Origin of the sequence: Paracoccus niistensis (assembly GCF_042432925.1) — a bacterium.
GTDB classification, from domain to species: domain Bacteria; phylum Pseudomonadota; class Alphaproteobacteria; order Rhodobacterales; family Rhodobacteraceae; genus Paracoccus; species Paracoccus niistensis.
Genome location: NZ_JBHLWE010000034.1, coordinates 109,875 through 122,906 on the forward strand (window position 1 = coordinate 109,875; position 13,032 = coordinate 122,906).

Below are 13,032 nucleotides of genomic sequence, written 5' to 3' on the forward strand. Positions count from 1 at the left end.
TCAGGCCTTCTGGATGGAGTTGGTTGAGGGGGAGGGCACGCCCTTGCGCGCCGTGCCCGCAATGATCAGGGTGACGGCGGCCGACAGGATGAGCAGGCCGCCGACGAAGTAGAGACCCCATTCGAAGCTGCCCGTGGACTGCTTGATCAGGCCGATGACATAGGGGCCGACGAAGCCGCCGAGGTTGCCTAGCGAGTTGATCGTGGCGATGCCGGTCGCAGCAGCCGAGCCGGACAGGAAGATGGTCGGCATCGACCATAGCGGCGGCTTGGCGGCGCTGACGCCCGCGTTCACCACCACCAGCGCCAGCACCACGGCGACCAGGGAAACAGCGAAGCCGGCAAGGAAGAGCCCGATCCCGGCAGCCGTGCAGGCCAGGGTCACGTGCCAGGTCCGTTCGCCTGTCCGGTCCGAATGGCGCGACCACAGATACATGGCGGCAACGGCGAAGATCGGCGGGATCGCATTGACCAACCCGGTCTGGACCGAGGTCAGCCCAAGGCCGTGCAACATTTGCGGCGCCCAGATACCCAGCGTGTAAAGCCCGGCCGACGTCCCGAAATACACCAGTGAAAGAGCAAGGACGCGCGGATCGGTCAGGCCCTTCAGGATCGAATGGCTGGCGCCGGCGCTTTCCTTGGCCGCGCGCTCGGCATTCATGGTGCTCGACAGCCATTCGCGCTCGTCGTCGGCCAGCCATCTGGCCTTCTCCGGGCGATCGGTCAGGTAAAACAGAACCACCACGCCCAGAACCAGTGCCGGGATGGCCTCGAGCATGAACATCCACTGCCAGCCGTGCCAGCCCATCAGCCCATCCATTTCCAGCAGCGCCCCGGAGATCGGAGAGCCGAGTGCGACCGAGATCGGCGCGGCAGCCATGAACAGGGCCGTCACCTGCGCCCGATTCTTGGCCGGGAACCAATAGCTGAGGTAAAGGATAATGCCTGGGAAGAACCCGGCCTCAGCGGCGCCCAGCAGGAAGCGCAGGATGTAGAAGCTGGTCGGTCCCTGAACAAAGGCCATCGCCCCCGAGATCAGCCCCCAAGTCAGCATGACCCGCGCGATCCAGATCCGTGCGCCGAACTTCTCCAGCGCCAGGTTCGAGGGCACTTCGAACAGGAAGTAGCCGATGAAGAACAGGCCGGCCCCGAAGCCGAAGATTGCAGGCGAGAGGCCCACGTCCTCGTTCATGTGGATGGCCGCAAAGCCCACATTCACGCGATCCAGGAACGCGATGAAGTAGAGCAGCATGATGAAGGGAATGATGCGCCATGAGATCTTTCTCATGACGCGCTTCTCGAGCGCATCGCTCATGTGATTCTCCCGGATGCGGAAAGCGCTCTCCCCAGCGCTTGTGTAAAACTACCAGAGCGGCCGGACTTCCCTCAATCACTCAAGGACTGTATAGTAAAACGATATAATCTGGTGTCGTCATGGATCTGAGGCAGTTGCGTTGCGCTCTTGCGGTTGCCGATGTGATGCATTTTGGTCGGGCCGCCGCCCGGCTGGAGATGATGCCCGCCGCCCTGGGGCGTGCCGTGCAGCAGCTCGAGGACAGCCTGGGCGTGCAGATCTTCGAGCGCACGACGCGATCGGTGGTGATCACCCCTGAAGGATTGCGGCTTCTGAAGGAAGCGCGCGTTCTGCTGGAACAGGCGGACGCCGCCGAGGCCCGCTGGCGCAAGCTGGGCCGGAAGGGTGGTCAGGTGCTTCGGCTCGGTGCTATTGATACGGCCGCCAGTGTGGTGGTGCCTCGGCTCTTGCAGGCCGTTCATGCCGTGCATCCCGACCTGCGCATCCAGCTGGTCGAGGAACGGTCCATCAAGCTGATCCCCCGGCTTCTGGCCGGCAATCTGGACCTTGCCCTTGTCAGGCCGGGTCTGAAGCCCTTCCACCGGCGCTTGCGCGGGCACCTGCTGCTGCACGAAAGCCCGGTCGTGGTCCTGCCGCCCGGTCATTCCCTGGCCGGTCAGGAAAGCGTCAAGGTTCAGGAGTTGGCGGACACGCCGCTGATCGTCCCCGATCGGCGGTCGCGTCCGCACAGCCACGCCATGGTTCTGGCACTGTTCGAACAGGAAGGCATCGAGCCGCGCATCATCCAAAATGCTGATGAAAAGCAGACCATGCTGAATATGGTGGCGGCGGGCATCGGCGCTGCGATCGTGCCGCGGTGGTGGTCAGGACTGGTGCCACGTAGCGCACATGTCTGTGCTCTGGAGATCGGCCCGGACAATGCCCGCGCCAGGCTGCCGCTTCATGTCGTCTGGCCGCGCGACGTGCGCGATCCATCCCGCGATGCCGTGGTTGACGTCTTGCTCTCGATCACCGACGAGCTTTCGGCTTTGGCGTGATGACAGCAAGAGGTGCTATAGTCGAGTGGACTGACGAGAGCACAGCATTCCCTACCTAAACTGCAACTCATCTCAACTGCAGCTTCTTTCGAGTTAGCCATTTCGAGATCTTGGTCTTGAATGCTGCAATGCAGCATTATGCCCCCGGGAGGCGGTGGGCTTCAGGAGTAAATGTCGCTGCACTTGCGACGGACTCTGTCGCGCCATGTGCTGTTTACGTGTCGTGAAAGGATTCATGGCGTCGGCTGAACTGGTTCACATGCTTGAATTCTCGCAGAGCCGAATGTCCGCCTAAGACCTCCGTGGAGGCGTCCTTCTGCACCGGCGTCCGACCGTTCCAGGGAGAACCACTTTTCAGAGCGTCGAACACACAACAGAGCGGACCCGCTCGTTGGATGCCGTTCCAATATCGCGGGAGATCCATCCCACAAACAGTCAAATTCATGCGAACTTGGCCATCTCTTCAACCGCCTTCTGGTGGCATGCGTCGATATGGGCTGCGAGATCAGCTACCATCACGAATTTCTTGCCCTTCTGACCATCTGTGGCGCGGAAGTAGGTCAGGCCGATCTTGCGCTGGTTCATCTTATTGACCAGCGTTTCCGTGTCGACGGCGAGATAACTGGCCACGGTCTCGATCGAGAGCATAGGGTTCCCGGCGAAATGGGCGAGCAGGCAGTCGAAGGTCGTCGGTTTCATGTCGTTCCTCATTAAAATTATGAGGAGCAGATTGGTTCATCAGCAACTGCCCAAAAGAAATTCTGGTCTTTCGTATCACTATAGTTAACGCACGCCCTTCAGGCGCAGACTGGCTGCGCCTGACGGTGTTGGCAATAGACGATGTCACGCACAGATCCCGTGAATGACGCGGTCGAGCCAGCACCAATTGGCGAACTTGTTACCCTTGTTCCTGACGTGGGCGTAGCGTGCCAGACAGCCACCGGGTTCATGACCCGAAATCTGACGCACGAAGTAGTCGGTCTCGCCCATCTCGAAGAGCCAGCTGATACCTTCATGTCGGAGGTCATGAAAGCGCAAGTCAACGATCGGGATAATGTCCCGCTGACGACGAAACGCAGTGCCCACAGACCTGGGATTGAAAGGAAAGATGAATGCACCCTCGCGCGGCATCGATCGTATAATCCGCATGGCCTCGTCAGGCAGAGTAACTGTGACATTGTTGCCCTTCTTTTTTCTCGGGTGTTTCATGTCCCTGACCAAGATCTTGCTCTCGACTTCGTTCAAATCGCACCACCGCAGCCTACAAATTTCGCCAAGGCGACGGGTCGAAAAAATCGCAAAGACAATAAGCTTTGCGAGTGGCAGCTTCTGCCGCTTGTTAGCTTCGGCGGCACTTAGGATTTTGTCGAGTTCGTCGAGGGTCGGGCGCCGGTCCCGCTTCGAGGAGCGTGCGATGATGTGTTCTTCCCACAGGATGTCCATGCCGTCTTCGACGACTTGGGGCGGAATGTGGGCTCCACGCTTGCGGGCCCTTTTCAGAGTCGTGCTGAGCAACGACATGTAGCCCGCAACCGTTTGCGGCTCACGGTCTTCCGAGACCATGAGTTCCGCGAAATCGACCAAATCCGCCACAGTCAGATCCGAGCAGCGCTTAGATATCCACAGAGGGTGCTTGCTCAGATAGCGCAGGTACTGCTTAGCGCTGCGCTCGATCTTCTTATCTTTGTCCAGGCGCGCATGAATGATGTCTGCAACGGTCGGCGCAGCTTGTTCCGTTTCCGGTGCGGGAAAGCCGTTCAGCTCAATTTCGGCTGTTGTCCGCTTGCGCCACGCGCGGGCGAGCGTAAGCGTGCTGAAGGTACGGCAAAGGCTGTGCTGCTTTCCGTGGACGCGCCCGCGGATCTGCACACGGTAGGATGTTGTTCCGTCGGAATTCTGGATGACTGTGGTGTTCGGCTCCTTCTTCTTTGTGGCCTTCATAGTTGCATCCCTTGCCTTCCCTACAGTTGCTGGACTCGTGGTCGCGGGTGTCATTTCAAGGGCGGGGCCGGGAAGCTTTGCGGCTTGGTCGCGCGTGATGCGTGCCAACAGGTCGTGGGTTCCATTCGATGGCGAGTGAGGGTAGGTCATTCTGTGTATCCTGACTGAGTACGGATCGGAGATCGGTCGAAGACGGCCCGCCCGGAAAAAAATTTTCTGGCGGGGCTTGGTCAGGAGACAGAGGAGGGTCACGGGCACGGAACGGCGTGCTGCGCTTGGTCGTGCTACGCCGTAGCACGCAAGAGTCGGAAACCTCGGGGAACCGTCGGAAAACCCCGAAAATCCCCGCAAGCACGCTACATGGCAGACAGGAGCCAGTGTTGGAAAGAAGCAACGAAAACAACGCGAAAGCAGCGTCGCGTTTGTCGGTTGCACCGATGATGGACTGGACCGACCGGGCATGCCGGGGCTTCCACCGCCTGCTCAGCCGCCGGGCGCTGCTTTACACCGAAATGGTGACGGCACCCGCGATCATCCACGGCGACCGGGCGCGGCTGCTGGACTATGACGCGGCCGAGCATCCCGTGGCGCTGCAACTGGGCGGGTCCGACCCCGCCGAGCTGCGCGAGGCGACCCGGATCGCCGCCGACTGGGGCTATGACGAGATCAACCTGAACGTTGGCTGCCCCAGCGACCGGGTGCAGTCGGGCTGCTTCGGTGCCGTGCTGATGAAGACTCCGGCCCTGGTGGCGGACTGCGTGGCTGCCATGCAGGAGGCCAGCCCAGTGGAGGTTACGGTGAAATGCCGCATCGGGGTGGACGAGCATGCGCCCGCCGAGGTGCTGCCCGCCTTCCTGGATACCATCGCCGCGGCTGGGGTCCGGCGCGTCACCATCCACGCGCGGAAGGCCTGGCTGCAGGGCCTCAGTCCGCGTGAGAACCGCGAGATTCCTCCGCTGGACTATCCGCTGGTCCATGCGATGAAGGCGGCTTTCCCGCAGCTGCACCTGTCCATCAACGGCGGCATCGGCTCGGCCGAGGCGGCAAGCAAACACCTTGAGGTCATGGACGGCGTGATGATCGGCCGCGCGGCCTATCACGAGCCCTGGGCCATCCTCGGCGCGGCCGACCGGCTGTGGGGCGATGAGCCGCGCTTCGCAGAGCCGGCCGAGGCTGCGCTTGCAATGCGCGAGGTAATAGCGCGGCATCTCGAAACCGGTGGGCGGATGCACCAGATCACGCGGCACATGCTGGGGCTGTTCCACGGTCGCCCCGGCGCCCGGATGTGGAAGCGGATCCTGTCCGAGCGAGGCTCGGCGGGCACGCTGGACGACTACGACGCGGCGCTGGCGGCGGTCGGCGCACAGGAATTCGCCTGAAAACGGACGCTTCGGAAATCCGCCTCGCCCTGTGATCCGTGCAAGACAGGGCATGCTGACCCGAGATGCTTCCTGCTGGGCAGCCTCGCCGCTGATCGCCTCGGCTCGGACGGATTTTGGCGATCCTCATGAACGAGCCGCTGCACACCGGGAGAGGCGCTGCCTCACGCCTTTTCGGCCACCTTGGCCGCGTCCCACAGCGCGTCCATTTCTTCCAGCGTAGATTCCTCGGGGCGGCGACCCTGGGCGGCGAGGGCCGCCTCGATGGACTGGAAGCGGCGGGTGAACTTGGCGTTGGCGCCGCGCAGGGCTTCCTCAGGGTCGATCTTCAGGTGTCGGGCGAGGTTCGCCATCACGAAGAGCAGGTCGCCGAACTCCTCGGCCAGATGCGCCGGGTCGGCGCTGCCCTTCGCGGCAACCAGTTCGGCCGTTTCCTCGCGGATCTTGTGCAGGACCTGTTCGGTCGCGGGCCAGTCGAAGCCTACGCGCGCTGCGCGGTTCTGCAGCTTGATCGCGCGGGTCAGCGCGGGCAGCCCCAGCGCCACGCCGTCCAGCGTCCCACGTTCCGCCTTGGCGGCGCGTTCCTTCGCCTTGATCGCCTCCCAGTCGCGGACCTGCTGCTCGGCTGACTTGTCGCGGGATTCGTCGCCGAAGATATGCGGATGGCGCGCGATCAGCTTGTCCGAGATCGCGCGGGCCACGTCGGCAAAGTCGAACATGCCCTGTTCCGTTGCCATCTGCGCGTGGAAGACCACCTGCAGCAGCAGGTCGCCCAGCTCTCCCGGCAGCTCGTCCCAGGCCTGCCGGGTGATGGCGTCGGCGACCTCGTGCGCTTCCTCGATGGTGTAGGGCGCGATCGAGGCGAAGTCCTGCTCGATGTCCCAGGGACAGCCGGTCTGCGGGTCGCGCAGCGCGGCCATGATGTCGATCAGGCGGCGGGTTTCGGCGGTTGCGTCGGACATGGGCGGCGTTCCTTGGAAGGGCAGGGCCTCACGAAGACACGAGCGGCGGGGCAGAGTCCACCTCTGGCCCCCGCGTTCGTGACCTGAACGCGCATGGGGGACGGCGGCTGTTTCTGGACAAGGGCCCTGGCTGCGACTAGGTTCCGCGCCAATCCGCCGCCGGGGCCCTGGTCCTGGCGTTCCCTGACCCTGCGACAAGGATCGCCCATGTTCGTCACCCCTGCCTACGCCCAGGCCGCGGCTCCTGCCGCTGGCGGAGCCGCCGCGTTCGCCCAGTTCGTCCCGCTGATCCTGGTCTTTGTGATCATGTATTTCCTGATCATGCGCCCCCAGCAGAAGAAGATGCGCCTGCACCGCGAGATGATCGCGGCCCTGAAGAAGGGCGACAACGTCATCACCCAGGGCGGCATCATCGGCAAGGTCGTCGGCGTCCGTGACGAGGAGATCGAGGTCGAGATTGCCCAGGGCGTCCGCATCCGCGTCGTTCGCGCCACCATCACGCAGGTGGTCAACCGCGCCGCGCCCGTCGCCGCGAACAGCTGAAGCCGCAGAGCCGCCATGCTGCAGATCCCGACCTGGAAACGCGTCCTCATCCTCGGCATCGTCCTGGTGGGGCTGCTTTATGCGATGCCGAACCTGTTCTATCAGCGGGTGGAAACGCATAACGACGCGATCACCGCGGCCGAGCGGGCCGGGTTCGAGACGCCCGAGCAGGCTGCCGCCCGCTCTCTGTGGCCGGACTGGCTGCCGTCTTCGCTGGTCAACCTGGGGCTGGATCTGCGCGGCGGCGCCCATCTTCTGGGCGAGGTCAATGTCGAGGAGGTCTATGCCTCGCGCATGACCGGCCTCTGGCCGGAACTGCGCGACGCGCTGGCGGCCGAGCGCGACGTGCTGGGCGCCGTTCGCCGCGTGCCCGGCCCGCCCGACCAGCTGCATGTCGAGATCGGCAATCCCGACCAGATGGCACGCGCGGTGGAAATCGCCCGCGGTCTTGCCGCGCCGGTCGTGTCGCTGTCCGGGGCGGGTGCCTCCAGCCTCGACATCACGGCGCAGGGCGCGACCATGATCGTGCAGCTGTCCCAGGCCGAGCGCGCCGCGACCGACGACCGCACCATCCAGCAGTCGCTGGAAATCGTGCGCCGCCGCGTGGACGAGGTCGGCACCCGCGAGCCCACGATCCAGCGCCAGGGCAAGGACCGCATCCTGATCCAGGTGCCCGGCATCGGTTCGGCCGAGGAACTGAAGGAACTGATCGGCACCACCGCCAAGCTGACCTTCAACCCGGTGGTCGGGCGCGGCACCGACCCGAACGTGCAGGCGGGCCTGGGCAACATCGTCGTGCCGTCGATGGATGAGCCGGGCGTGTACTATACGCTTGCCGAGGCGCCCGTGGTCACCGGCGAGGACCTGACCGACGCCCGGCCCAGCTTCGACCAGAACGGCCAACCGGCTGTGGACTTCCGCTTCGGCCCCCAGGGCGCGCGCCGCTTCGGGGCCTATACCTCGGCCAACATCGGCCAGCCCTTCGCCATCGTGCTGGACAACCAGGTGATTTCGGCTCCCGTGATCCGGCAGGCGATCACCACCGGCTCGGGGCAGATCTCGGGCGCGATGACGGTGGAGGAATCGACCCAGCTTGCGGTCCTGCTGCGTGCGGGTGCGCTGCCGGCGGAAATGACCTTCCTGGAAGAGCGGACCATCGGTCCGGAACTGGGGCAGGACTCGATCGACGCGGGCACCAAGGCCGCGACCATCGCAACCGTGCTGGTTGTGGGCTACATAGTGGCCAGCTACGGGCTGTTCGGCGTCTTCGCCTCGGTCGCGGTCATCATCAACGTCATCCTGATCCTGGCGATCATGGGGGCGATGGGGGCCACGCTGACGCTGCCGGGCATCGCGGGGATCGTGCTGACCGTCGGCACCGCAGTCGATGCCAACGTCATCATCTACGAACGCATCCGCGAGGAACTGCGGGCCGGAAAGAAGGTGGTCAAGGCCATCGACGACGGCTTCAACGAGGCGATGAGCGCCATCATCGACGCCAACGTCACCACCTTCATCGCCGCGCTGGTGATGTTCTTCCTGGGCTCGGGCCCGGTGAAGGGCTTCGCCGTGACGCTGGTCATCGGCATCGCCACCTCGGTCTTCACCGCGATCTACCTGACGCGCCTGATGATCGTGTTCTGGCTGGAACGCCGCCGTCCCGCGGCCCTGGTCCTCTAAGGGGAAACCTTCATGGCATTCCGTCTGAAACTCGTCCCCGACAACACGAAGATCGACTTCTTCCGCTGGCAGTGGCTGACCACCGGCATCTCCGCTCTCGCGATGGTGGCCTCGGTCATCATCGTCCTGACCATGGGGCTGAACTTCGGCATCGACTTCAAGGGCGGCACGACCATCCGCGCGGAAAGCCCGACCGAGTTCTCGGTGTCGGAATACCGCGACGCGCTGGCCGGGCTGGACCTGGGCGACGTGTCCATCACCGAGGTCTTCGACCCCTCCTTCGGCCCCGACCGCCATGTGGCGCAGATCCGCATCGGCACCACGAACGAGACCGGCTCGGTCACGCCCGAGGAGCTGAACCGGATCGAGGCGGCCCTGCGCGAGGTCGATCCCGGCGTCACCTTCGCGGCCGTGGAATCCGTCGGCCCCAAGGTCTCGGACGAGCTGATCAAGACCGCCTTTTACGCGGTGGGTGCGGCGACCATCGGCATCCTGTTCTACATCTGGCTGCGCTTTGAATGGCAGTTCGCCGTGGGCGCGGTGACGGCGCTGGTCCATGACGTGCTGGTGACCGTCGGCATCTTCTCGCTGTTCCAGTTGCGCTTCGACCTGACCACCATCGCCGCGCTGCTGACGATCCTGGGCTATTCGGTCAACGACACGGTGGTCGTCTTCGACCGGCTGCGCGAGAACCTTATCAAGTTCAAGACCATGCCGCTGATCGACGTCATGAACCTGACGGTGAACGAGACACTGTCGCGCACCGTGATGACCGCCATGACCACGGCCCTAGCCCTGGGGGCGCTGCTGATCTGGGGCGGGGACGTGATCCGGGGCTTCGTCTTCGCGATGTTCCTGGGCGTGTTCATCGGCGCCTATTCGACCGTGTATCTTGCGAAAAGCGTCGTGCTGTGGCTGGGCGTGCGCCGCGACTGGGGCAAGCCCGAGAAGACCGCCCGGGCCGAGCGGGACGAACTGTCGGGCACGCCCTTCCAGGATACGCCCTGATGGCCATGCGCGAAAGCGACTATCCCGGGGGCGTTCCGGTGGACGGCTACGGGCCGGGCTTCTTCCGCGTGGAAGGGCAGGTCCATCGTGGGGCGCTGATCGTCACCTCCGACGGCGCCCGGACCTGGTCGGGGCTTGAGGATGCGGCGCCCCTGGTGGCGCTGGGGGGCAGGATCGACGTGCTGTTCCTGGGCATGGGCGCCGACATCGCCCATCCGCCTGCCGCGCTGGTCGCCCTGCTGGAAGACGCGGGGCTGATGGTCGAGCCGATGTCCACCCCCAGCGCCGCGCGCAGCTACAACATCACGCTGTCCGAGGGGCGGCGGGTCGCCTGCGCCCTGCTTCCCGTCTGAGGTCCGGCATGGGCGTGCTCGTCCGGGCGCATGACCTCGCCGTGTCGCGTGGCGGCCGGCGCGCCGTCGAGGGCGTCGGCTTCACCCTTTCCGCGGGCGAGGCGCTGATCCTGCGCGGACCCAACGGCATTGGCAAGACGACCCTTCTGCGCACGGTGGCGGGGCTTCAGCCCCCGGTCGGGGGCCGCATTGAGGCAGACCCCGACGCCATCGCCTATGCCGCCCATGCGGACGGGCTGAAGGGCGCGCTGAGCGTGGCCGAGAACCTGCGATTCTGGCGCGATGTCTTCGGCGGCCCGCCCGTCGAGCCCGCGCTTGAAGCCATGAACCTGACCCAACTGGCCGAACGGCCCGCCGCGATGCTGTCGGCGGGGCAGAAACGCCGCTTGGGGCTTGCGCGCCTTCTGGTCACGGGCCGCCCGGTCTGGGTGCTGGACGAGCCCACGGTGTCGCTGGACGCAGGCTCGGTCGCGCTGTTTGCGGATGCCGTGCGCGCCCATCTGGCGGCGCAGGGCGCGGCGCTGATCGCCACCCACATCGACCTCGGCCTGCCCGAAGCGCGGGTGCTGGACCTCGGCGCGCATCGGGCAATCGCCACGGCCCCCTCGCGCGCGCCTGCGAGCTTCGACGAGGCCTTCGGATGAGAAGCCTTTCCCACGTGGAACTGCCCGGACAGGAGCACCCATGCTCGCGCTGCTGATCCGCGACCTGAGGCTTGCCACGCGGGCCGGGGGCGGCTTCGGGCTGGGCCTCGCCTTCTTCCTGATCGTCTGCACGCTGGTTCCCTTCGGCGTAGGCCCCGAGGGCGGGACGCTGGCCCTGATCGCCCCCGGCATCCTGTGGGTCGGCGCGCTGCTGGCCTGCCTGCTGTCGCTGGACCGCATTTTCGCGCTGGATTGGGAAGACGGCAGCCTCGACTTGCTGGCCACCGCCCCCGTGCCGATGGAGGGTGCGGTGCTGGTCAAGGCGGCGGCCCACTGGATCACCACGGGCCTGCCACTGGTGGTGGCGGCGCCCGTCTTCGGCATCCTGCTGCATCTGCCCTCGGGCGCGCAGGGATGGCTGGTCGCGGCGCTGCTGCTGGGGACGCCCGCGCTGTCGATGCTGGGCGCTTTCGGGGCTGCCCTGACGGTGGGCCTGCGGCGGGGCGGGCTGCTGATGTCGCTGCTGGTCCTGCCGCTCTACGTGCCCACCCTGATCTTCGGGGCCGAGGCGGTGCGACGCGGGGCCGCAGGGGGCGACGGGACGACGCCCTTGGTGCTTCTGGCCGGGATCACCCTTGCCACGCTGGCCGCAATCCCCTTTGCCGCCGCGGGCGCGCTGAGGGTCAACCTGCGGTGAGGGGGCTTCACGCGGCCCCCCCGCGCGGCTAGAGGAAGCAGCATGTCGATCTGGGAATACGCCAACCCCGTCAAGTTCATGCGCACCTCGGGCGCAGTGCTGCCGTGGTTGATAGGCGCCACGGCGATCTGCCTGCCGGTGGGACTGGTCTGGGGCTGGACGGTGCCCGAGGACTACAAGCAGGGCGCGACCGTCAAGATCATGTTCCTGCACGTGCCCTCGGCGATGATGGCGATCAACATCTGGGTCATGATGCTGGTAGCCTCGCTGATCTGGCTGATCCGCCGCCACCATGTCAGTGCCTTGGCCGCCCGCGCCGCGGCGCCCATCGGAGCGGTGATGACGGTCATGGCTCTGGTCACGGGCGCCGTCTGGGGTCAGCCGACCTGGGGAACCTGGTGGGAATGGGACCCCCGGCTGACCTCGTTCCTGATCCTTCTGCTGTTCTACCTGGGCTACATGGCCCTGTGGTCCGCGATCGAGAACCCGGACAACGCGGCCGACCTGACGGGGGTCATGTGCCTGGTGGGCTCCGTCTTCGCCTTCCTGTCGCGCTATGCGGCGCATTTCTGGAACCAGGGGCTGCACCAGGGATCGACCATCAGCGTCGCGCCGGGGGACCGGATCAGCTCGGTCTACAGCTATCCGCTGTACACCTGCATGCTGGGGTTCTTCCTGCTGTTCGTGACGCTGCTGCTGATCCGCACCCGGACCGAGATCCGCCGCCGCCGCACCGCGGCCCTGCTGGCAAGGGAGATGCGCGCATGATCGCTGAACTCGGCCGCCACGCGGCTCCCGTCCTGGCCGCCTGGAGCATCTCGGGCGTCCTGCTCGTCGGGTTGATCGCCCAGACACTGGTTGCTGCCTCGCGCGCCCGGCGTGCGCTGGAGAAGGTGGAACGCCGTGGCTAGGATCTCTCCGCTTGTTGCCATTCCGCCGCTGGCCTTCGCAGGGCTGGCCGCCATGTTCCTGTGGGGCATGGGGCGCGAGGACCCGACTGCGCTGCCCTCGGCCCTGGTCGGGCGGCAGGCGCCCGCGGTGCCCGCAACGACGCTGCCCGGCAAGCGCCAGCTGACCGACGCCGACCTGCGTGGCGGAGAGGTGACGCTGGTCAACTTCTGGGCCAGCTGGTGCCCGCCCTGCCGGGCCGAGCATCCGACGCTGGAAGCCCTGACGGCCGAGGGCATCAACGTCGTCGGCATCGATCTCAAGGACCCCGAGCCCGCCGCGCTGCGCTTTTTGGCCGAGCATGGCGATCCTTTCGCCGCGCTGGCGACCGACCCGCAGGGCCGCACGGCGATCGAATGGGGCGTGACCGCCCCGCCAGAGACCTTCATCCTGGACGGAGAGGGCAACATCCTTCACCGCCATGCTGGTCCGCTGATCCGCGAGGATTACACCAACCGATTCCGTCCCGAGCTGGACAAGGCGCTGGCTGCCGAGCGGTGAGGGCAGGGCGGCTTTCGCCGCCCCA

At 65.5% G+C, this 13,032-nt stretch carries 15 protein-coding genes; 11 read left to right on the forward strand and 4 right to left on the reverse strand.

Annotation, left to right across the window (positions count from 1 at the left end; translation table 11 throughout):
* Positions 1–1,314, reverse strand: coding sequence for an MFS transporter (locus ACFFII_RS11105; RefSeq protein WP_377698948.1), 1,314 nt, complete (start codon positions 1,312–1,314; stop codon positions 1–3).
* A 119-nt stretch (positions 1,315–1,433) separates the two neighbouring features.
* Between ACFFII_RS11105 and ACFFII_RS11110 the strand changes: the two genes are divergently transcribed.
* Positions 1,434–2,351 carry a LysR family transcriptional regulator gene (locus tag ACFFII_RS11110; protein WP_377698949.1) on the forward strand — a complete coding sequence of 306 codons (918 nt, stop codon included), beginning with the start codon at positions 1,434–1,436 and terminating at the stop codon, positions 2,349–2,351.
* 441 nt (positions 2,352–2,792) lie between these two features.
* Here the strand turns inward: ACFFII_RS11110 and ACFFII_RS11115 are convergent, their stop codons facing one another.
* Both ACFFII_RS11115 and ACFFII_RS11120 read right to left on the reverse strand, forming a co-directional pair.
* Complete coding sequence (locus tag ACFFII_RS11115; protein WP_377698950.1) at positions 2,793–3,050, reverse strand: pyocin activator PrtN family protein; 258 nt, start codon at positions 3,048–3,050, stop codon at positions 2,793–2,795.
* A 144-nt stretch (positions 3,051–3,194) separates the two neighbouring features.
* Positions 3,195–4,442, reverse strand: coding sequence for a tyrosine-type recombinase/integrase (locus tag ACFFII_RS11120; RefSeq protein WP_377698951.1), 1,248 nt, complete (start codon positions 4,440–4,442; stop codon positions 3,195–3,197).
* A 230-nt stretch (positions 4,443–4,672) separates the two neighbouring features.
* On the opposite strand from ACFFII_RS11120, the gene dusA reads away from it, so the two are divergent.
* Positions 4,673–5,671, forward strand: coding sequence for a tRNA dihydrouridine(20/20a) synthase DusA (gene dusA, locus ACFFII_RS11125; RefSeq protein WP_377698952.1), 999 nt, complete (start codon positions 4,673–4,675; stop codon positions 5,669–5,671).
* Positions 5,672–5,835: 164 nt separating this feature from the next.
* Here the strand turns inward: dusA and mazG are convergent, their stop codons facing one another.
* The gene (mazG, locus tag ACFFII_RS11130; RefSeq protein WP_377698953.1) at positions 5,836–6,633 is read right to left on the reverse strand and encodes a nucleoside triphosphate pyrophosphohydrolase; all 798 of its coding nucleotides are present in this window, start codon (positions 6,631–6,633) and stop codon (positions 5,836–5,838) included.
* A 207-nt stretch (positions 6,634–6,840) separates the two neighbouring features.
* On the opposite strand from mazG, the gene yajC reads away from it, so the two are divergent.
* Genes yajC through ACFFII_RS11175 form a run of 9 tightly spaced genes read left to right on the forward strand, consistent with a single transcriptional unit; the run spans position 6,841 to position 13,007 of the window.
* Complete coding sequence (gene yajC, locus ACFFII_RS11135) at positions 6,841–7,176, forward strand: preprotein translocase subunit YajC (protein ID WP_377698954.1); 336 nt, start codon at positions 6,841–6,843, stop codon at positions 7,174–7,176.
* A gap of 15 nt (positions 7,177–7,191) precedes the next feature.
* Positions 7,192–8,856, forward strand: coding sequence for a protein translocase subunit SecD (gene secD / locus ACFFII_RS11140; protein ID WP_377698955.1), 1,665 nt, complete (start codon positions 7,192–7,194; stop codon positions 8,854–8,856).
* Positions 8,857–8,868: 12 nt separating this feature from the next.
* The gene (secF, locus tag ACFFII_RS11145; protein ID WP_377698956.1) at positions 8,869–9,864 is read left to right on the forward strand and encodes a protein translocase subunit SecF; all 996 of its coding nucleotides are present in this window, start codon (positions 8,869–8,871) and stop codon (positions 9,862–9,864) included.
* Positions 9,864–10,217 (forward strand): Mth938-like domain-containing protein, encoded by a 354-nt coding sequence (locus tag ACFFII_RS11150; protein WP_377698957.1) that lies wholly within the window; start codon positions 9,864–9,866, stop codon positions 10,215–10,217. The genes secF and ACFFII_RS11150 overlap by 1 nt, the downstream gene beginning before the upstream one ends.
* 8 nt (positions 10,218–10,225) lie before the next feature.
* Positions 10,226–10,861, forward strand: coding sequence for a heme ABC exporter ATP-binding protein CcmA (ccmA, locus tag ACFFII_RS11155; RefSeq protein WP_377698958.1), 636 nt, complete (start codon positions 10,226–10,228; stop codon positions 10,859–10,861).
* A 40-nt stretch (positions 10,862–10,901) separates the two neighbouring features.
* Positions 10,902–11,558 carry a heme exporter protein CcmB gene (gene ccmB / locus ACFFII_RS11160; RefSeq protein ID WP_090753440.1) on the forward strand — a complete coding sequence of 219 codons (657 nt, stop codon included), beginning with the start codon at positions 10,902–10,904 and terminating at the stop codon, positions 11,556–11,558.
* 42 nt (positions 11,559–11,600) lie between these two features.
* A complete protein-coding gene (gene ccmC, locus ACFFII_RS11165) occupies positions 11,601–12,326 on the forward strand; it encodes a heme ABC transporter permease CcmC (protein ID WP_377698959.1) in 726 nt (241 codons plus the stop codon).
* On the forward strand, positions 12,323–12,469 hold the full coding sequence (gene ccmD / locus ACFFII_RS11170) for a heme exporter protein CcmD (RefSeq protein WP_377698960.1): 147 nt from the start codon (positions 12,323–12,325) through the stop codon (positions 12,467–12,469). Before ccmC ends, ccmD begins: the two co-directional genes overlap by 4 nt.
* Positions 12,462–13,007 carry a DsbE family thiol:disulfide interchange protein gene (locus ACFFII_RS11175; protein WP_090753448.1) on the forward strand — a complete coding sequence of 182 codons (546 nt, stop codon included), beginning with the start codon at positions 12,462–12,464 and terminating at the stop codon, positions 13,005–13,007. The genes ccmD and ACFFII_RS11175 overlap by 8 nt, the downstream gene beginning before the upstream one ends.
* Positions 13,008–13,032 lie beyond the last annotated feature (25 nt).

Bases quoted from the DNA above. Each gene is read 5' to 3' on its own strand.
- mazG (WP_377698953.1), bottom strand. From the start codon at position 6,633: ATGTCCGACGCAACCGCCGAAACCCGCCGCCTGATCGACATCATGGCC.
- ACFFII_RS11115 (WP_377698950.1), bottom strand. From the start codon at position 3,050: ATGAAACCGACGACCTTCGACTGCCTGCTCGCCCATTTCGCCGGGAAC.
- ACFFII_RS11110 (WP_377698949.1), top strand. From the start codon at position 1,434: ATGGATCTGAGGCAGTTGCGTTGCGCTCTTGCGGTTGCCGATGTGATG.
- ccmB (WP_090753440.1), top strand. From the start codon at position 10,902: ATGCTCGCGCTGCTGATCCGCGACCTGAGGCTTGCCACGCGGGCCGGG.
- ACFFII_RS11120 (WP_377698951.1), bottom strand. From the start codon at position 4,442: ATGACCTACCCTCACTCGCCATCGAATGGAACCCACGACCTGTTGGCA.
- ACFFII_RS11150 (WP_377698957.1), top strand. From the start codon at position 9,864: ATGGCCATGCGCGAAAGCGACTATCCCGGGGGCGTTCCGGTGGACGGC.
- ACFFII_RS11105 (WP_377698948.1), bottom strand. From the start codon at position 1,314: ATGAGCGATGCGCTCGAGAAGCGCGTCATGAGAAAGATCTCATGGCGC.
- ccmD (WP_377698960.1), top strand. From the start codon at position 12,323: ATGATCGCTGAACTCGGCCGCCACGCGGCTCCCGTCCTGGCCGCCTGG.
- secF (WP_377698956.1), top strand. From the start codon at position 8,869: ATGGCATTCCGTCTGAAACTCGTCCCCGACAACACGAAGATCGACTTC.
- ccmC (WP_377698959.1), top strand. From the start codon at position 11,601: ATGTCGATCTGGGAATACGCCAACCCCGTCAAGTTCATGCGCACCTCG.
- secD (WP_377698955.1), top strand. From the start codon at position 7,192: ATGCTGCAGATCCCGACCTGGAAACGCGTCCTCATCCTCGGCATCGTC.
- ccmA (WP_377698958.1), top strand. From the start codon at position 10,226: ATGGGCGTGCTCGTCCGGGCGCATGACCTCGCCGTGTCGCGTGGCGGC.
- yajC (WP_377698954.1), top strand. From the start codon at position 6,841: ATGTTCGTCACCCCTGCCTACGCCCAGGCCGCGGCTCCTGCCGCTGGC.